The sequence below is a fragment of the Salinimicrobium sp. TH3 genome (assembly GCF_026676115.1).
Classification (GTDB): domain Bacteria; phylum Bacteroidota; class Bacteroidia; order Flavobacteriales; family Flavobacteriaceae; genus Salinimicrobium.
Genome location: NZ_JAPONB010000002.1, coordinates 388,453 through 409,122, shown reverse-complemented (window position 1 = coordinate 409,122; position 20,670 = coordinate 388,453). Strand labels below are relative to the sequence as shown.

The following is a 20,670-nucleotide window of genomic DNA, read 5'->3' as shown; positions in this document are numbered from 1 at the left end:
TTTACTGCAAGTGGATTAAATCTAAAGCAAATAAAAAAGCCCCTCCAAAAGAAGGGGCTCAAAAATGTCGTTTTTAGAACCTATTCCTGTGGTTCTTGGGGATAAACATTGTTATCCATGTTTATATCGGCCATCATTTTACTTGGGTCTATCTCAATAGAAGAAACCTGGGATTTTAGTTTATTAAGAGTAAAAGAATAGGTAGGATAAGCCCATGCCCAATCTTCTTTAATTTGGTCCTCTTCGAAACCAGGTTTTTCCCAACGCATCATCTGCAAAGGAATGTAAACTTCTTCTGAAGTTCCATCCTCATAAGTAACCTTCAGTTCTAACGGCATTGGCATAACTCCATATCTTTTAAGGATTACCCGGGTGCCATCTTCTGTATCTTCCACAGTTTGGATTCCGTAATCTATCGTATTGGTGGTCTGAGTCCAATCGGTCAAATACCAGTCAAGTTCTGCTCCCGATACTTTTTCGGCTACTCTAATGAAATCATTTGGTGTAGGATGCCTGAACTTCCAAGTGTCATAGTATCTCTTAAGCGTTTCCTGAAGGTTTTCTTCCCCAATGATGTATCCCAGCTGAGAAAGGAATACAGAGCCTTTAGAATAAGCAGAAGCACCATAGGCTGCATTATATGTATACCTGTCGGCATGGGTGGACTGAGGCTGTTCAACACCAGACTTTGCGAGCCTGTCATAGCTTCTGTAAGAACCTGTAAATGGGTTTTCCTGACCCAGATCCATTACTTCATTCATGGCAAGATCTGAAATGTAGCTGGTAAAACCTTCATCCATCCACTCGTGCTTGCTCTCATTTGTAGCCATTAAGTGCTGGAACCAGGCGTGAGCCAATTCATGTGCAGTTACTCCTACAAGGCTTCCAAAGTTTCTCTCGCCGGTAATTAGGGTGAGCATAGCGTATTCCATACCTCCATCACCACCCTGGATCACAGAATATTGTGGCCATGGATAAGGACCAATATGTTCATTGAAGTACAGGAGTAAATCTTCGGTCTTAGGCTGAAGGTTTTTCCAGTTTTCTTTTATTTCCGGGTTGTTCTTGTAAAGAAAGTGAAGCACTGTCCCGTCAGGCGCAGTTCTTTTGTCGTGAATGTATTCGGGATCTGCAGCCCAGGCGAAGTCGTGCACGTCTTCAGCAATGAAATGCCAGGTGAGCTTTTTCCCTTTCTTTCTGTTTACTTTAACGCCTTCGTCTTCATAACCATAACCAATTTCATTGGCATTTTGAAGTAACCCTGATGCTCCTAAAATGTAATCCTTATCTATGGTAAGTTTTACATCATAATCACCCCATACGCCGTGCCATTCCCGGCCAATATAAGGATCGGCATGCCATCCTTCAAAATCATATTCGGCCATCTTTGGAAACCATTGAGTCATTGATAGGGCTACCCCTTCACTGCTGTTCCTTCCTGCACGACGTATTTGTTCTGGCACCTGGCCGGCAAACTTCATCGAGAAATTAACAGTTTCTCCCGGCAGGATGGGTTCATCCAGCTCAACTTCAAGCACAGTTCCCACTTCTTCAAATTCAAGAGGTTTTCCATTTTTTGTGAGGGTGTTTACCCGCAGGTAACCCTGTTGTGCAGGGGTAAGTTTAGAAATTCTATCCCCTACTCTTGGATCTGCATCGGCAATTGTGCGGGATCTAACATCCATTTCACTTCCCGGTTGGAAAGCGTTATAAAAAAGATGATAAAAAACCCTTTTTAAAGTGTCGGGGGAATTGTTGGTATATTCCAGTTCCTGGTCTCCCGTATACTGGAAATTTTCAACATTCATGTCAACATTCATTTTGTAATTGGCTTCCTGTTGCCAATACGAGGTATTGTTCTGGGCAGTTACTGCCAGGCATGTAAAAAATGCCAGTGCTATTATTCCTTTCTTCATATTTTTTTATTTAGACATTTTATCGGCCAGGATCATAGCGTTGTATAGGTTTACCATTTTTCCTGAAGTTGATAATTCACTGAATTTTCTTGTATTTGAAGGATCCCCTCCAATAATAACAGTTGCACTGCTGGTAAGTCCACTATTCATGATCACCTGTTTCACCTGGTCATCTGAAAGATTAGGGAAGTACGAACGTATCATAGCTGCAACTCCTGAAACAGCCGGTGCTGCCATAGATGTACCTTGCAGGTATTCATATTCGTTGTTGGGAGTAGTAGACCAGATCTTTGTTCCCGGTGCAAAAACATCAACATTTGTTTTTCCATAGTTGGAGAAACCTGCTACCAACCCGGAACCATATTTATAATTAAGAGCTCCAACCGTTAGGAAGTTATCTGAGATCTCACCTGTGTTCACAGGATCCTGATCATTTGGATAAACAGCAGTGTTATCGAGATTAAGACCTTCGTTACCCGCTGCGTTTACGATCAAAACGTCATTTTTATCTGCGTATTTTATTGCATCTCTTACCCATTCTGGGTGAGTGGAGAAATATTTACCAAAACTGGTATTGATAATGCTGGCGCCATTATCTACTGCATAACGAATGGCAAGTGCGATATCCTTGTCGTACTCATCACCATCGGGCACTGCTCTAAGCACCATGATCTCAACATTGTTTGCAACTCCGTCAATGCCAGTATTGTTTCCTCTTTCGGCCGCAATAATACCTGCAACGTGGGTACCATGTTTAATGTCTTCCTTATCTGGAGTTGGACCCATAACATTCGCATTTCCATAGTCGGTATCGGTAATATCATCCACATCATCGCCCACTACTGCCCTGCCATTAAGGTCAAGGTTGAAATGTGAGGAAAGGCGTCCGTCGAAGTATTCTATTGCTTCCTGCAATTTTACCATAGCCTCTGGAATCGTGCCTTCAACATTGGTCATCACCTGGCTAAGGAAACCTTTATACTGCTGCATTTCCTCTGTGTTGGCAGGCATATCCTGTAGTTCGTCCAAGGTATAATCTTCCTTACCAAGTTCTGTGGAAACAGCATTATGAGCAACATTTAACTGCTGTACAATACCTTCATATTGATTTTTCATACCAAGAGTCTCGTTATACTCTTTTTCGTACTCGGCCTTTGCACGTTGATAAAGTTCAAACTCCTCAAGGTTTTCAGATTTTACAGCACCGGCAGGTATGCTGCTGTATTTTGGTTTCAGTTTTTTGTAGATCCTGGTATATTCAAGATTTTCTTCAACTGCATCCCCTAAAAAATTCCAGCCGTGCATGTCATCAACATAGCCGTTGTTGTCATCATCACGGTTGTTATTGGGCTTTTCATCCCTGTTGGTCCAGATCACGCCATCAAGATCTTCGTGCTCAATATCAACACCACTGTCAATAACGGCTACGATAACTTTTTTTCCTTTATTATTTTTGATGATCTGGTTGTAAGCTTTTTGAACGCTCATTCCAGGAATTGTATCTGAAACAAGGTCGGCGCCTCCCCAGCCTTTTAGCTGTACTTCGGTAAGTTCACTTACTTTGAGGGGTGCCTCATCAATATTTTTAATTGGGGTAGAGACAATCGCGGGAGCCGAACTTCCGCAGGATGCCAATACAGCAGCCATTCCGGCTACCAGCATGGGCTTGTAAATAGGGATCTTCATAATTCTTTAATTAAATATTTCATTAAATTTATAAACTTCGTTCAATCTCACTCCTTTTTCGGTTTCTTTTACCTGTATCACCTTGTTATGTGCATCGTGCTCCAGGAAAAGATAAAAATCTTCTTTTGCAGCTTTTTCCAGGAACGTCTGCTTTTCGGGTAATGTAAGTAAAGGCCTGGTGTCATATCCCATTACAAAAGGCAGCGGGATATGGCCCGCGGTGGGCAAAAGATCGGCCATAAAAACCAGGGTTTTCCCTTTATACTTTATGTGAGGGATCATTTGCTTATCTGTATGACCATCTACAAAAAGAATTCCAAAATCAAGTTCGGAGGAATCCTGGTAGGCTCCGCCATGTCTTTTGATAAACTTTAGCTGCCCGCTCTCCTGCATGGGAAGAATGTTTTCCTTCAGGAAAGACGCTTTTTCCCTGGCATTGGGATTTGTGGCCCAGTTCCAGTGCTCTTCATTGCTCCAAAAGGTTGCATTTTTAAATGCAGGTTCATAACCGGTGCGATCTTTATTCCACTGTACGCTTCCGCCGCAATGGTCAAAATGCAGGTGCGTCATGAACACATCGGTGATATCATCTCTTGAAAAGCCGTGTTTCTTTAAAGATTTGTCCAGATTGTCATCTCCCCAGAGATAATAATAGCCAAAGAACTTTTCACTTTGCTTATCTCCCATTCCTGTATCTATGAGTATTAGCCGGTCTCCATCTTCGATAAGCAGGCAGGTGGCTGCAATATCGATCATATTATTCGAATCGGCCGGGTTTGTTTTGTTCCAGATAGACTTTGGAACCACGCCAAACATAGCGCCCCCATCCAGTTTGAAATTACCGGCCTCAATTGTATATATTTTCATGAATTTTTAGGTGTTTTTAAGATTCCTGAATAAATTCACTGTAAATATATTATTTTTTCACCGGGGCTAATAGTATCGTGAAAGTGAAATGGCCTTTTATGCCCTTCAGGATTAACAATTAAAATGGGAAGGAAATCTTTTTCCTTTTTCTTTTGCTCCTTTACCCATTGCCGGGTCGACATTTCTTCCTCTATCAAAATTTCCTGTTCCCGGGCATTGCCTGTGGTTAACTTGTAAGTCCAGGGGTCCAGCAGTGTTTTAGTTGCAAACATTGAAGAGGCATCGATCCTGTCCAGCAAGTCTACTCCCGCACCAGATTCTTTGGGATCCATAAGCACGATCTTCTTTGGGATATAAAATGAATCATTTGCCAGTTGAGCTGCCAGTAGATTGATCTCGCTGTTTGCTGTGATTGCAATGAAAGTACCTTTATCTATAGCTTTTGCCTGCTCCATGGTTTCTTCCTTTAAAATATTGCCAAAAACAGCATCCAGACCTTCTTCTTTGGCCAGTTCTACCATTTCCCGGTTGGAGTCGACCAGGGTTACATCATTTTCCTCCTGCAAATGTTTAGCTATGTGTATTCCCAAGGGATTTGCCCCTAAAATGAGAAAGCCTTTTCTTGATTCCTGGTGAATGAGCTCTCCCCTGTTTTTGAGCCATCTTGTGGTCCAGGTAAGGAACAATGGTACTGTAAGGGTAGTAAAAATGGCCATAAAGACCAGGATAGAAAAAATTTCGGCGGAAATGATTCCCATTTCCAATCCTATTCCGGCAATAATGATCTCTACGGCACCTCTCCCATTCATTCCGGTTCCCACAGTTATCCCTTCACGCCAGCCAAAGCCACTGGGAAGATAAAATAAAGCGGTCCCACCAATCTTACCTATCATGGCAACCAGGGTGACGGCAATAAGCATCCAAAGATCTGTCTGGAAGATATCCAGGGTCACGTTGAATCCTGCAGACACGAAGAAAATAGGAGCGAGAAATCCTATGGAAACATCATGAAAAATATCGTTGATCTCTTTGGAAATCTGCCTGTTGAAAACTCCATCCCTTATGAAAAGACCTGCCATAAAAGCTCCCAGGATACTATGGAGTCCCGCCAGTTCGGCGAGTTCGGCGAAGCCGAAAACAATAATAAGAATAAGAGTAAAATGCAGGGTACGATCTTTAATTTTCGCACTGCTCAATACCTTTCCCAGTAAGGGAAGCAGATATATACCTGCGAGTGCCGTTAAGATGAAGAAGAGAACGGCTTTTCCTGCCACCCATACGATCCCAAGGGTATCTATATTCCCCGCATCAACAAAACTCATCATCCCTGCGAAAATTATAAGCGCCAGGGTATCACTTATAAGCGCTCCCGCCATAAGTACATAAGCAATTCTCGTGTTGAGCAGCTTAAGGTCTACGAGGATCCTGCTCTTGGTGGCTAAAGAAGTCACCCCAACCGCAATAGCGACAAAGATAGCGGCCATCTGTGTTCCACCGAAGTAAATGATCGTGTAATAACCCAAGGCAAAAGGCACAATAAAGCCACCAATAGCAGCCAGCAAACCCGGCCAGGAAGCCTTACCAAGATCCCTAAAGTTTATTTCCATCCCAATATATACCATGAGGAGGATGATCCCAACTTCTGCAAGAACACTTATCATTTCTGAAGTTTCCAGCATTCCCAGAACGGCCGGGCCAAGGATAATACCAATTACCAATTCTCCTAAAATGGCAGGATAACCCATTCTTTTTGCAGCAGCGCCACCCACCCATGCTCCAATCAGGATTATTAGCAAATTGAAAATGTTGAATTCTTCCATAATAAGGTTTTAAGAGCAGGTTCATGAATTTTCAATCTCCGGAAACAGACACAAAAGCGGAGCCATGAAAAAGAAAATGATATTCATTTTATCCAAAAATCACTTAAAAATAGCATTTTTACAAACATTTACATTTTTATAGTAAGGATATCTGCTATTTTTAAGCCTTTAATAATAAATATATGAATGAGTTTCTCGAGTTGTTGAAGCATGAGTTTGAATTGCCATTATCGAATCCGGTCCTGGTATTCTCTCTTATTCTGCTTATCATTCTTATCTCGCCTATTGTTTTAAGGCGTTTAAATATCCCGGGGATAATTATTCTCATTGTTTCGGGAATTGTTATTGGTCCTTATGGCGTGGGGCTCCTGGAACAGAATTCGGCAATTGATCTTTTCTCCACCATAGGGCTTTTGTATATCATGTTTATCGCAGGTCTTGAACTGGACATGAACCAGTTCAAAGCCAACCGCAACAAGAGTTTTCTCTTTGGGTTTTTCACCTTTATAATTCCGCTGGGAATAGGATTTCCGGTCTGTTATTATCTGTTAAATTATGATTTTAATGCAAGTTTTTTAACCGCAAGTATGTTCGCTACCCATACCCTGCTTACTTATCCTATTGTGAGCAAGCTAAAGGTTTCAAAAAATGAAGCTGTAGCCATAACTGTTGGAGGAACAATTCTTACAGATACTGCTGTGCTTATAGTATTGGCAGTAATTATGGGGAATCATGAAGGCACACTTAATGCAGCTTTTTGGCAAAGACTGGGGATCTCCTTGGCTATCTTTTCGGCTATTTTGTTTTTCCTGGTACCACGTATTGCAAAATGGTTTTTCACCAGCATGGAAAATGAAAAACACTCCCATTATATTTTTGTACTTACAGTGGTTTTTATAGCTGCATTTCTTGCAGAACTTGCCGGGGTGGAACCTATTATTGGGGCTTTCCTTGCGGGTCTTGCCCTTAACAGGCTTATTCCTCATTCTTCTGCCTTGATGAACAGGATCGAGTTTATTGGTAATGCCCTTTTTATTCCGTTTTTCCTTATTAGTGTGGGAATGCTGGTAGACATAAGTGTTATATTTAGTGGACCCACAGCTTTGATCGTTGCAGGAACTCTTAGTTTAGTGGCTATTTTAGGTAAATGGCTTGCTTCTTTTTTCACCCAGATATCCTTTAAGTATTCTGCGGCCCAGAGAAAGGTGATCTTTGGACTTAGTAGTGGTCACGCGGCAGCTACCCTTGCAGTAATTATTGTAGGTTTTAATGCCGGGATCATTGATGAAAATATCCTTAACGGGACCATTATACTTATCCTTGTCACTTCTATTGTAGCTACTTTGGCAACACAACGGGCGGCCACTAAATTAAAAGCTGAAGTTGAAAAGGACCTTACCAGCGAAGTTCAAAAAACCGATACTTTTAAAAATGAGACCATACTGCTGCCAATAGCCAACATTCTAAATTTCGATAAGTTGCTTGAATTCGCAATTCTTATTAAGGATAAAACCTCTCCCAATCCCATTTCAATACTTTCTGTAGTTCCCAATAATGCTGAAGCTGAAATCAATATTGCCCGCGCCACCGGGAAACTTGAAGATTTCGTTTCACAGGCCTCAGCTGCCGAAGCCGAAGTAACTATTCATGCTACCATTGATCATAATGTGGCGCAGGGAATTGCCCGTAAAGCCAGGGAAATTGTTGCCGATCTTATCATTTTTGGATGGCCGTCAGACAAAGGGCTCATGGATAAGCTCATCGGGAAAAAGATGGAACGAATAATAGAGGCCAACAACAAGACTTCCTTTATCACCTACTTTAGCAGGCCGCTGGCTACTCATAAAAGACTGTTTTTGGCTGTTCCCGCACTTGCCGAGGAGGAATCAGGCTTTCCTTTGTGGGTCCAAAAGGTTGAGGTACTTTCCAAAGAACTTAGTGTTCCTGTGGTGATCAATTGTAATGAGGCTTCAAAAAATGCACTTTCTGCACAGTTTAAAAAAATGAAGAGCGATTCCCCGGTGACTTATAAAATGTTTAGAGATTGGAATGACTTCCTCATCCTGGGCAGGGATATGCAGGAGGAGGACATTGTAGTACTTATTACGGCAAGGAAGGGCACTAAATCCTTTCAGAATGTACTAACGGGAATCCCTGCCAAACTCGAAAAATATTTCTTTGACAAGAGCCGTATCATCGTTTATCCTTAAAATTTTCCGAAGAAACAGGGGGAGGCTCCATAGAAGTTCTGCTCTTAAAACTTAAACAGTTAACTTTATAGCCAATTTTGGTTAAATAGATCATATGTTAGAACTGGCAGGCTTAGTTATCCTGGGAATACTGGCGCAGTGGGTTGCGTGGAAAACAAAAACTCCGGCAATTCTCCCGCTTATACTTATTGGCCTATTTGTAGGCCCCATATCCACTTTACTTTCTGAGGACGGTACCAAATGGCTGGAACCCATCTGGAATGGTGAAGAAGGGGTATTTCCCGGGGAAAGTTTATTTTACTTCGTTTCCCTGGCCATTGCAGTCATACTTTTTGAAGGAGGATTAACCCTAAGAAGGGGTGAGGTAGGAAATATTGGTCCCGTAATTGTCAAATTGATTAGTGTAGGGGTGGTGGTCACCTTTTTCGGAGCAGGCCTGGCAGCACACTTTATTTATGGATTTTCCTGGCAGATCTCTTTTCTTTTCTCCTCGCTTATCATAGTCACAGGTCCCACCGTTATTGCACCTATTCTTCGGAATATTCCGCTAAAGACCCATGTTTCTTCCATTCTTAAATGGGAGGGTATTTTAATAGATCCTATTGGTGCCCTTATCGCAGTATTGATGTACGAGTTCATTCGCGTGGAAGGCGGGCAGGACTTTACGATGACAGCATTGACCGAATTTGGGAAGATCATCCTGTTTGGTTTCACCTTTGGTTTCACTTTCGCACACATCCTGGCTTTATTAATTAAGCGGAATATTATCCCTCATTATTTACTGAACGTTTTTACCCTTGCTACCGTGCTGGGAGTTTTCGTACTGGCAGACATGTTTGCTCATGAGAGCGGACTTTTAGCTGTAGTGGTGATGGGAATGGTAATGGGAAATAAGGACCTTCCCAACATCAAGGAATTACTGTATTTCAAGGAATCTTTAAGCGTTCTGCTTATTTCCATTCTTTTTATTCTTTTAGCAGCAAATATTGAGATTGCAGAGCTTCAGCTTATTTTCAACTGGAAAGCGGCTATTTTGTTTGGAGTCATAGTACTGGTTGTAAGACCTGTCGGGGTGATTCTGAGTTCTCTTGGATCAAACCTCAAAATCAATGAAATAGCGTTTATTAGCTGGGTTGGTCCCCGAGGGATCGTCGCGGCCGGTATCGCCTCGCTTTTTGGGCTTAAACTTGCCCGGGAAGGCGTGCCAGGAGCAGAATATATTACTCCGCTGGTATTTATGGTTGTTTTACTTTCGGTGCTGCTTAATGCCACTACTGCAAGGATCTTCGCAAAGCTGGTTGGGGTTTTTGTTAAGGACGCAGAAGGAATTTTAATTATTGGAGCATCTTCAGTTTCCCGGCTTATCGGGAAATACCTGCAGGACAATAAGCGGCATGTGGTACTTATGGATAACAATGCCGATAATGTTATGAAAGCAAAAGATCTGGGTCTTGATGCTATCGCAGGCAGTGTATATGAGGATGATCTATTCAACAATATTGAATTAAATGATGTTGGTTACTTAATGGCCATGACCGGGAACAGCGACATTAACAAAACTGCCATTAGAAAGTTTACCAGCCAGTATGGAGAGAAAGGCTCCTTCAGACTTATTTCTTCCGATGAAATGAATGATCCCGAAACGAACCCTGCCGAAGGTTTATTCTCTCACACAGACGACTATATTAAACTTACCGAAGTGGCAAGGAGCTATCCTACAATTCATGAGGTGGAACTTAACAGCAGGGCTCATTACGAGGGATTATTAGAAATTTCAAAGACCGACCCCGACATAATTCCCCTTTTTGTTAAAAAGGATACAGGAGAACTCACCATTATTCCATCTCACAGTGGGGAAGTGGAGATAAAAAATGGATATCACCTGGTTTATCTTGGTAAGAAGATACAGAAGGAAGAGGAAGAAAAGGAAGAGAATTATGAAGAAACGGTGGAACAGACCAATCCAGAAGAGCAATAAAAAAAACCGGGAATTTTAGTTCCCGGTTTTTTTATCTATAAACTTGTGAGTTTACTTTAGTCGTTCAGCTTTAAAACAGCCATAAATGCTTCCTGCGGTATCTCCACGTTTCCTACCTGTCGCATTCTCTTTTTACCTTTTTTCTGCTTTTCAAGAAGCTTTCTCTTTCGGGAAATATCTCCTCCATAACATTTTGCTGTAACATCTTTACGCAGAGCTTTAACTGTTTCACGAGCAATGATTTTCGCTCCAATGGCAGCCTGGATTGGAATATCGAATTGTTGTCTTGGGATGAGTTGTCTTAGCTTTTCACACATCTTCTTTCCAATATCATACGCGTTGTCCACGTGCAACAGCGCAGACAGTGCATCTACCACGTTCCCGTTAAGCAGCACATCTACTTTAACAAGCTTGGAGGCGCGCATTCCAATAGGTGAGTAGTCAAAGGATGCATATCCTTTAGAAACGGTTTTTAGCCTGTCGTAGAAGTCAAAAACGATCTCTGCAAGTGGCATGTCAAAAGACAATTCTACACGATCTGTAGTCAGATAGGTTTGGTTCGTAATCTGTCCACGTTTTTCAATACAAAGAGACATCACAGGACCTACGAAATCTGCTTTAGTAATGATTGTAGCTTTAATATATGGTTCTTCCACCCTGTCCAAACTTGAAGGTTCAGGAAGGTCGGAAGGGTTATTTACCAGGATTACCTGGTCTTTATTTTTATGCGTATATGCGTGATAAGAAACGTTAGGTACCGTAGTGATAACGGTCATGTCGAACTCCCTTTCCAAGCGTTCCTGGATGATCTCTAAGTGTAGCATTCCAAGGAAACCACAGCGAAAACCAAAGCCCAGTGCAGCAGAACTCTCAGGAATGAATACTAAAGAAGCATCGTTGAGCTGCAACTTTTCCATCGAAGCCCTAAGGTCCTCATAATCTTCGGTATCTACGGGATAAATTCCGGCGAAAACCATTGGTTTTACGTCCTCAAATCCCGGTACTGCTTCGGTTGTAGGGTTTTTGGCATCGGTGATGGTATCTCCCACTTTTACTTCCTTAGCTTCTTTAATCCCTGTGATGAGGTAACCCACATCTCCGGTTTTAATTTCCTGCCTCGGGAATTGTTTCAGCCTTAAAGTACCAACTTCATCGGCAAAATAATTTTTATTTGTAGCAACAAACTTAATGTTCTGGCCCTTTTTAATAGACCCATTGATCACTCTAAAATAAGTTTCCACTCCGCGGAAAGGGTTGTAAACAGAATCGAAAATCAAAGCTCTTAATGGCGCATCAACTTTCCCTTTTGGCGGCGGAATTCTTTCAATAATGGCAGCGAGAATTTCCTCGATTCCCAGTCCTGTCTTGGCACTCGCCGGAATAACATCTGAGGCTTCGCAACCTAAAAGATCTACGATATCATCTGTTACTTCTTCGGGATTTGCACTTGGCAGATCCACTTTGTTCAAAACGGGAATGATCTCCAGGTCATTTTCAAGAGCAAGATATAAGTTGGAAATAGTCTGCGCCTGTATACTTTGTGCCGCATCAACAACGAGCAAAGCTCCTTCACATGCAGCAATGGATCGGGATACCTCATAAGAAAAATCCACGTGTCCCGGGGTGTCAATAAGGTTCAGAATATATTGCTCCCCCTTGTAGGTATAATCCATCTGTATTGCATGGCTCTTGATGGTGATACCTCTTTCCCGCTCCAAATCCATACTGTCCAGCAGCTGTTCCTGCTTCTCACGATCGGTCACAGATCCTGTGGCGTCCAGTAACCTGTCGGCCAGGGTGCTTTTTCCGTGGTCAATATGGGCAATGATGCAAAAATTCCGAATGTTCTTCATGTGTCTGTTTCAGGCTTAAATTTCCTTCTCAATTAAAGGCTACAAATATAGTCTTTTTTAAAGGCCTCTAAAGAAAACTTCAATTTCCATGTAAAGTGTCAAAAATAGGTTTTACAGCCTAAGCTTCAGCACCTTCGAAAATTTACAGAACTCTTATTTTATTCTTTCTTCATTTAAGCTTTATTTAAGAATTGTATATCTTGGTGGCTTCAATTTAAACCTCGATCCTTTCCCCCGGCATATGGAAAAAACTTCTACCACCTCTGGCACTAACAGATCAATTTTCATCATTGGTGCCTTATTCTTTATTTTCGGGTTTGTGACCTGGCTCAATTCGGTATTGATCCCATACCTTAAAATAGCTTGTGAACTCAACAACTTCCAGTCCTATTTTGTAGTTACGGCTTTTTACATTTCATATTTGGTCATGGCGCTACCTTCTGCCTGGGTTTTGCAAAAGACCGGCTACAAAAAAGGAATGTCTCTCGGTCTTTTAGTAATGGCAGTAGGAGCGGTGATTTTTATACCTGCAGCTTATTCCCGAACCTATGAACTTTTCCTGCTGGGGCTGTTTGTACAGGGAACCGGGCTCGCTCTTTTACAGACTGCTGCCAATCCTTATGTAGTGGTGCTGGGACCTTTAAAAAGTGCTGCCAAACGAATAAGCATAATGGGCATCTGTAATAAAGTGGCAGGAGTACTGGCTCCAATTGTTTTAGGTGCGATCCTTTTTAGTTCCTCCAGTAATCTTACCGAAACCATTGAAGCTTTGACCGGAGCCGAAAAAGCTGCCGCTCTTGATGCTTTAGCCGAAAGGGTTATCAATCCATACCTGGTGATGATGGGAGTACTTATCTTACTGGCTGTGCTGGTCTACTATTCTTCCCTGCCCGAAGTTGATGCCGACGCCGAAGATGAGGAAGTAGCAAAATCGAACCTTACCAAAAACAGCATTTTCCAGTTCCCACAGGTCTTTCTGGGTACCCTGGCATTGTTCCTTTACGTGGGGGTGGAAGTGATCGCTGCAGATACTATAATCAATTATGCCAACGAAGCGCATGGTATCCCGCTGGACGAGGCTAAATTTTTTGCCAGTTTCACCCTGGGAGCCATGATCGTGGGATATGTTATCGGGATCTTTGCAATTCCAAAGTACATAAGTCAGGAGAATGCTTTAAAAATTTCGGCCATTCTGGGAATTGTTTTTGGAGTGGTAGCCATTTTTAGTCCGGGAATAATTTCGGTTACGGGGATCGCACTGTTGGGGATTGCAAATGCCCTCGTATGGCCAGCTATTTGGCCTATGGCACTTGCAGGACTGGGGCGTTTCACTAAAGTTGGTTCCTCTTTCCTTATCATGGCCATTGCCGGGGGAGCGGTGATCCCGCCTATTTACGGCTTACTGGCCGATTCCTGGGACCCACAGCAGGCTTACTGGATCCTTATTCCCTGCTACCTTTACATACTATTTTTTGCAACCAAAGGTTATAAGATCAAATCTTTATAAACATGAGCACACGTACCACAGAACAGGCTTCCAATTATGACCATCTTGAAAAGATGTCTACGGAAGAAATTCTGAAAAACATAAACAACGAAGATAAAAAAGTACCACTGGCGGTAGAGAAAGCTATCCCGCAGATAGAGCAACTCGTAGAGAAAATTGTGGATAAGATCTCAAACCACAATGGCCGACTCTTCTATATTGGCGCCGGGACCAGTGGCAGACTTGGAATACTTGATGCTTCCGAATGTCCGCCAACTTTTGGGGTTTCTCACAATGTGGTCATTGGGTTGATCGCCGGGGGGGACGGAGCTTTAAGGAAAGCTGTAGAAAATGCCGAAGATGATACGCAGCAGGCCTGGAAAGACCTGCAGGAATTCAGCATCTCCAAAAATGACGTTTTGGTGGGGATTGCTGCATCGGGCACTACGCCCTATGTGATTGGCGGAATTAAAGAGGCTCGCGAGAATGGGCTCATCACTGCCTGTGTAACAAACAATGCAAATTCACCACTTAGTGAGGCTTCAGAATTTCCCATTGAAGTCGTTGTAGGTCCCGAATTTGTTACCGGTAGTACCCGCATGAAATCGGGAACCGCCCAAAAACTTGTGCTCAACATGATTTCCACGGCAGTTATGATAAAGCTGGGCCGCATAAAAGGAAATAAAATGGTAGACATGCAGCTTTCCAACAAAAAACTCGTGAGCAGGGGAGAGTTCATGTTGATGGAAGAGCTTGGAATCACAGAACACCTCGCCAAAACTTTACTTGAAGAGCATAAAAGTGTGCGAAAGGTCCTGGAGATCTATAAGAACAATCCTGAAAAATAACATTTTACAATACACTAATTTTACCGGTTTAAAGGTTATATAACTTGAAATAACTTAACCTGTTTAAAAAGATCTATGCTGAAGAAAAAGTTTTTCATTACCGGCCTCTTAGCCTTTACCCTTGGATTAAGTGGATGCTCCACCTCCAAGCCTGTGGTTCGCGGGAAAAAACCTGCATCGGAAAATGTTGTGAAAAAATCAGCCGAAACGGCCGAAGAAATACCCGTGGTCACTCGCGAAGAGATTGTCGAAGAACTCCCGGTCACGCCTGATGCTGTTAAGGAAGCTCCCAAAGAAAAAGCCTTTCGCAACTCCCCTTTTGTGATGCGGGAATTCCGTGCGGCATGGATTGCGACTGTTGCCAATATTAACTGGCCAAGCAAATCGGGTCTTTCTACAGCCGAACAACAAAAAGAAGCCATAGCCCTTCTCGACTTTTTGAAGGACCATAACTATAACGCGGTTATATTTCAGGCCAGGCCGCAGGCCGATGCGCTTTATGAAAGTGAACTGGAGCCCTGGTCTTTTTTCCTTAGCGGAGTGCAGGGGCAGGCACCGGAGCCGTATTACGATCCCTTACAATTCTGGCTGGATGCTGCCCATGAACGCGGACTGGAATTTCACGTATGGCTCAATCCTTACCGTGCCCATCATTCCACCGGCGGGAAAGTGACCGAAGCTTCCGCAGTAAAAAAATATCCCTCTTTCATGGTCGAACTTAAGAACGGGATGTGGTGGATGGATCCTGCAAAAAAAGCAACACAGGATCATACTTCCAAAGTGGTTATGGATATCGTGAAGCGTTATGATATCGACGGGATACATTTTGATGATTATTTCTACCCGTATGCTTCTTACAACAAAGGAGAAGATTTTCCGGATGCTGCAAATTATGCTGCATATCAAACCAACGGCGGAAAACTCTCCAAACCTGACTGGCGCAGGGAGAACGTGAACAACTTTGTAGAAAGGATCTACAAGGCAATTAAAGCTGAAAAGCCGGAAGTGAAATTTGGAATAAGTCCTTTTGGAATCTATCGTCCCGGGCATCCACGTACTATAACGGGAATGGACCAGTATAGCGAACTCTACGCCGATGCACGGCTGTGGCTTAACGAAGGCTGGGTAGACTATTATTCCCCGCAACTTTACTGGAAAATAAGTCAGACGGGGCAGAGCTTCCCGGTGTTATTGGGCTGGTGGGAAAATGAAAACCACCACAACAGGCATTTATGGCCGGGAATAAACATTGATTTTGGTGGTGATGATCCAAATCTTATCGAAACCGTAAGCCAGATCATGATCACCCGCGGAATGCTGCCCGAAAGTAAAGGCAGTATTCACTGGAGCATAGGTCCGCTTTTGAAATACCCTAACCTTTCTGCCGGCATTCTTGACAACGCATACAGGAAAAAAGCCCTGGTTCCTGCTTCCCCATGGATGAATGATGAACCGCCTGCGATACCAAAAGTTGCCATAGTCACTAACGGAAACCAGGTAACTGTAGACTGGGAACATCCTTCAGAAAAGAAAGTATTTAAATGGGTGGTGCACTATATGTTTAACGGAAAGTGGGATTACAAGATCCTCAACAAAAATGAGAGGTCTTTACTATTGCCAAAGTCGGTTAACGGGCATCAGCTTTCTAAAGTGGGAGTGACGGCTGTAGACAGGACTGGGAACCAAAGCGAGTTTGTAGAGAAGAAAGTTATAACTACTTTGCCCTAACTTTTACTGAAAATGAGTATTTTCCAAATTGTGGAATATCAATAAAATAAAGCCTTAAAAATGACATTTTTGAACCGATATATTTTTGCTTTTTCCCTGGCAACTTTTCTTGTTTCCTGTAATGAGGCCAAACAGGAGCCAATTACTGCGGAAGAAAATCCTACAGATGTTTATATAAAGGAAGTGCAGGGAGAATATGTGCCGGACAGGCGGGTAGCAAGATTTGACGTGACAGGGGAGGAGTACGAAGGGAAATTTGTGCTTCGCGGGGAGACAACAAACCCTGAAGCCCTTGCAAGACTAAAGGAGAAACTTGATTCTGCACGTATCGAGTATGTGGACAGCATTCAGGTTTATCCTGCAAAAGATCTTGAAGGGAAGACCAATGCGCTGGTAAGGATCTCGGTGGCAAATATTAGGTCCAATCCTAAACATTCGGCAGAACTGGCGACTCAGGCTACCCTGGGAACTCCGCTAAAGGTTTTGAAAAAAGAAGGGGAGTGGTACCTGGTACAAACCCCCGATAAATATCTTGCGTGGGTTGATCACGGCGGCGTTACATTATTGTCAGATGAAGAACTGAAGAACTGGAAGGCTTCCGAAAAAGTGATCTTCACAGAGCCTTTTGGGCAGGTATATGAACAAGCTTCAGAAAATTCAGGAACGGTCTCCGATGCGGTGGCAGGAAATATTTTCGAGCTAAAAGGTGTCAAAAATGGCTTTTTTGAAGTAGAATATCCCGATGCCCGTACGGGCTTCATCAAAACTTCTGAAGCTGAAAATTATTCAGATTGGCTTAATCACCTCGAAGCTTCCGAAGAGAATTTAGTGGAAACTTCAAAGAAATTGATGGGTCTTCCATACCTGTGGGGTGGAACCTCGGCAAAGGGAGTTGACTGCAGCGGTTATACGAAAACTGTGTTCTTTATGAACGGAATGATTATCCCGCGGGATGCTTCTCAACAGGTGCAAACCGGAGCGTTAGTTGATGACAAAAAGAAATTTGAAAATCTGCAGCCGGGAGATCTCCTTTTCTTTGGCACACCCGCTACCGATACTACCAAAGAAAAAGTGGTGCATGTGGGAATGTGGATTGGGAACAATGAGTTCATTCATTCTTCCGGCCGGGTTCATGTGAGCAGCGTAGATTCTACTGCCACCAACTTCGATGAATTTAATCTTAACCGCTACCTGCGCACCAAAAGGTTGTTAGGAGAAGAGGAGGATCCCAACCTGTTGCTTTTAAAACAAAGCGAGCTTTTTACTGCATCCCCGTCAAAAGGATAATTATTACTACCCCATGAAAAAGATTGGTTTTTTGCCTTTTTTGACCCTGCTATTCCTTGCTGTGTTCCAGGTTTCGGGACAAAAAGTATCCCCTGAATTCCTACAATACCGTAACAGCGAATGGGTAGATTCAATTATGACCGGGCTTAGCCTTGAAGAGAAGATAGGGCAGTTGATCATGGTGGCGGCTTATTCCAATCGAGGGGAAAAACACAAAAAGGAGATCCTAAAGCTCATCGAAGAGCAAAAGATTGGCGGACTCATCTTCTTCCAGGGTGATGCCGAAAGCCAGGTGGAATTGATGAATGATTACCAGGAGGTGTCAAAAGTGCCGTTAATAGGGGCCATTGATGCCGAGTGGGGCCTTGGGATGAGACTTGACAACACCATTAGCTATCCTTTCCAGATGGCTTTGGGTGCCATCCAGGATAACCAGCTGCTTTATGAAATGGGGAAGGAAATGGCGCGGCAGATAAGACTTAGCGGATTGCACGTAAATTTTGCCCCTGTGGTGGATGTGAATAATAATCCGGCCAATCCTGTGATCAACTTCAGGAGTTTTGGAGAGGATAAAATAAACGTGTCCACAAAATCCATTGCCTATATGAAAGGCATGCAGGACCACAAGTTATTCACAACAGCCAAACATTTTCCCGGCCATGGCGACACAGACACAGATTCACATTATGCCCTTCCACAGATCAACCATCCGTTGGCGAGGCTGGATTCTTTAGAACTGTATCCTTTCCGAAGATTGATTGAAGCCGGAGTAGGCGGGGTGATGGTGGCTCATTTGAATATTCCGGCGCTTGATGCTTCGGGTTTGCCTTCTACGCTGTCACGCCCTATCATTACCGAGCTTCTCAAAGAGAGGCTGAATTTCGAGGGGCTTATCGTGACCGATGCCATGAATATGAAGGGCGTAACCAAGGGTAATCTTCCCGGAGTGGTGGATAAAGATGCCATTCTCGCCGGGAATGACCTGCTGGAATTTACCGAAGATGTTCCCAAAACTATTGAGGAAGTTAAAAAAGCAGTGGAACTCGGCTTGATCTCTGAAGCCGAAATAGACGAGAAAGTACGAAAAGTACTTGCCGTAAAGCAGTGGGTGGGACTTCATGAATATGAGCCGGTAAAAAAGAAAGGGCTGGAGAAAAAACTGAATTCCCCGGCCGCAAAGTACCTGCATGAACAGCTGGTCGAAGCTTCGCTCACGGTACTCAAAAATGACAAAAGTATCATGCCTTTAAAGGAACTGGACCTGCTTAAGATCGCTTCGGTTTCTATAGGGGCTAAAAAGAGAACAGAATTTCAAAAGTCACTGCGGCTTTATACAGAAGTGGAAGATTATCAGCTTTCGATGAATGCAGATGCTTCAGATATTGAGGAATTAAGGAAAGAACTTCAGGAGTATAACCTGGTGATCGTGGGAATCCACGATGACAGCAAATTTCCGCGGAATACCATGAAATTTTCAGATTCGGTAGTTGAGTTCATAGCCGAACTTTCAGGAAATGAGAATACGGTGATAAGCTTTTTTAAAAATCCGTATGTAATCGACAAGCTGAAGAACATTGAGAATGCACCGGCGCTGCTGTTGACATACCAGGATTCTGAAATGACCCAAAAGAAGGCTGCAGAAGTCATTTTTGGAGGGATTGGCGCTACGGGAAAACTTCCTGTGAGTATTGGCACTAAATTCAAAGCAGGGACAGGGTTAGACCTTCATGATAGAATACGCCTTAGCTATTCTATGCCCGAAGCTGTGGGAATGAATTCCGAAGTTCTGGAAAAAGGCATTGATTCCCTCATGCAGCAGGCGATGGAGATGAAAGCTACCCCGGGAGGCCAGGTGCTGGTAGCGAAAGATCAAAAAGTGATCTTTTACAGGGCTTACGGCGAACATGTTTATCACGACACGATAGCTGTGGAGAAAACAGATCTATTTGACCTGGCTTCGGTTACGAAAATTGCCGCAACCATGCCGGCGATAATGCAGCTTTATGAAGAGGGAAAATTTCGGCTGGACCAGACTTTAGCCGACCATTTAAAGGACTTTAGAAGATCGAATAAAAAAGACATTCCGTATCGCGATATCCTGGCGCACCAGGCAGGTTTCCAGCCGTGGATTCCATTTTGGAAGAAAATGTACCGAAAAAACGGCAGTTTTAAATGGTGGACTGTAAAGAAAGATTCCTCAGCCCGATATCCTATGAAGATCGCAGAGAATATGTACCTGCACCACAATTACCATAAAAAAGTGAGGAAGGCGATAAGAAAATCGCCCCTAAGGGATGAGAAGGAATATGTGTATTCTGATTTCTTTTTTATTCTCGCCCCCTGGATCGTGCAGAACATAACAGGAGAACGCTTCGATAAATATTTACAGGAGGAATTCTATGATCCTTTGGGTGCTACCAGTCTTACGTTCAATCCTGCAGAATCATTTTCTAATGCCGATATCGTGCCTACAGAAAATGATTTTTTTTTCAGGAATAAATTGATCCATGGTAATGTGCACGACGAAGGTGCAATATTGCTTGGAGGGATCTCGGGCCATGCAGGTCTTTTTTCCAATGCCAATGACCTGGCCAAGCTGCTGCAAATGTTCCTCAATGGTGGTGAATACGGTGGCCGTAGATATTTAGAGGAAGAGACGCTGGCTGAATTTACCCGCACTCAATTTCCGGAAAATGACAACCGCCGGGCCCTGGGTTTTGATAAGCCTAACCTGGAATACAAAGGAGTTAGTAACAATACGGCCAGAGATGCTTCAAAAGAAAGTTTCGGCCACGCCGGCTTTACAGGTACGCTGGTCTGGATGGATCCTCAATACAACCTCCTCTATATTTTTCTTTCCAACAGGGTCTATCCTACCCGTGACAATAATCGTCTTTCAAAGCTTAATACCCGCACGCAGGTGCAGCAGGTACTTTATGATGCTCTTAAATCTTCTAAAGATTGATGGAAACAGAGATTTTTTCTTGCCGG

The 20,670-nt window shown here is 43.2% G+C and carries 12 protein-coding genes; 7 read left to right on the top strand and 5 right to left on the bottom strand.

Features of this window, described 5'->3' with window-relative positions:
- Positions 1 to 80: 80 nt before the first annotated feature.
- Genes OU683_RS05075 through OU683_RS05060 form a run of 4 tightly spaced genes read right to left on the bottom strand, consistent with a single transcriptional unit; the run spans position 81 to position 6,289 of the window.
- Complete coding sequence (locus OU683_RS05075; protein ID WP_268135893.1) at positions 81 to 1,916, bottom strand: M1 family metallopeptidase; 1,836 nt, start codon at positions 1,914 to 1,916, stop codon at positions 81 to 83.
- 6 nt (positions 1,917 to 1,922) lie between these two features.
- Complete coding sequence (locus OU683_RS05070) at positions 1,923 to 3,602, bottom strand: S8 family peptidase (protein WP_268135891.1); 1,680 nt, start codon at positions 3,600 to 3,602, stop codon at positions 1,923 to 1,925.
- A gap of 6 nt (positions 3,603 to 3,608) precedes the next feature.
- The gene (locus OU683_RS05065; protein WP_268135889.1) at positions 3,609 to 4,469 is read right to left on the bottom strand and encodes an MBL fold metallo-hydrolase; all 861 of its coding nucleotides are present in this window, start codon (positions 4,467 to 4,469) and stop codon (positions 3,609 to 3,611) included.
- A gap of 35 nt (positions 4,470 to 4,504) precedes the next feature.
- Entirely contained in the window at positions 4,505 to 6,289 is a 1,785-nt protein-coding gene (locus tag OU683_RS05060) for a cation:proton antiporter (protein WP_268135887.1), read from the bottom strand.
- 182 nt (positions 6,290 to 6,471) lie between these two features.
- On the opposite strand from OU683_RS05060, the gene OU683_RS05055 reads away from it, so the two are divergent.
- Positions 6,472 to 8,499: a cation:proton antiporter gene (locus OU683_RS05055; RefSeq protein ID WP_268135885.1), complete on the top strand. Its 2,028-nt coding sequence runs from the start codon at positions 6,472 to 6,474 to the stop codon at positions 8,497 to 8,499.
- 94 nt (positions 8,500 to 8,593) lie between these two features.
- Entirely contained in the window at positions 8,594 to 10,477 is a 1,884-nt protein-coding gene (locus OU683_RS05050) for a cation:proton antiporter (protein ID WP_268135883.1), read from the top strand.
- Between the two features lie 56 nt (positions 10,478 to 10,533).
- On the opposite strand, the gene lepA is transcribed toward OU683_RS05050, so the two are convergent.
- A complete protein-coding gene (gene lepA, locus OU683_RS05045; protein ID WP_268135882.1) occupies positions 10,534 to 12,330 on the bottom strand; it encodes a translation elongation factor 4 in 1,797 nt (598 codons plus the stop codon).
- A gap of 241 nt (positions 12,331 to 12,571) precedes the next feature.
- On the opposite strand from lepA, the gene OU683_RS05040 reads away from it, so the two are divergent.
- The 5 genes from OU683_RS05040 (at position 12,572) to OU683_RS05020 (ending at position 20,644) form a co-directional block, all read left to right on the top strand.
- Positions 12,572 to 13,837 (top strand): sugar MFS transporter, encoded by a 1,266-nt coding sequence (locus OU683_RS05040; protein WP_268135881.1) that lies wholly within the window; start codon positions 12,572 to 12,574, stop codon positions 13,835 to 13,837.
- A 2-nt stretch (positions 13,838 to 13,839) separates the two neighbouring features.
- Positions 13,840 to 14,664 (top strand): N-acetylmuramic acid 6-phosphate etherase, encoded by an 825-nt coding sequence (gene murQ, locus OU683_RS05035; protein ID WP_268135879.1) that lies wholly within the window; start codon positions 13,840 to 13,842, stop codon positions 14,662 to 14,664.
- A 75-nt stretch (positions 14,665 to 14,739) separates the two neighbouring features.
- Positions 14,740 to 16,392 (top strand): glycoside hydrolase family 10-like protein, encoded by a 1,653-nt coding sequence (locus OU683_RS05030; RefSeq protein WP_268135877.1) that lies wholly within the window; start codon positions 14,740 to 14,742, stop codon positions 16,390 to 16,392.
- Positions 16,393 to 16,452: 60 nt separating this feature from the next.
- On the top strand, positions 16,453 to 17,679 hold the full coding sequence (locus tag OU683_RS05025; RefSeq protein WP_268135875.1) for a C40 family peptidase: 1,227 nt from the start codon (positions 16,453 to 16,455) through the stop codon (positions 17,677 to 17,679).
- Positions 17,680 to 17,692: 13 nt separating this feature from the next.
- Positions 17,693 to 20,644: a serine hydrolase domain-containing protein gene (locus tag OU683_RS05020; protein WP_268135873.1), complete on the top strand. Its 2,952-nt coding sequence runs from the start codon at positions 17,693 to 17,695 to the stop codon at positions 20,642 to 20,644.
- The last annotated feature ends 26 nt before the right edge of the window (positions 20,645 to 20,670 follow it).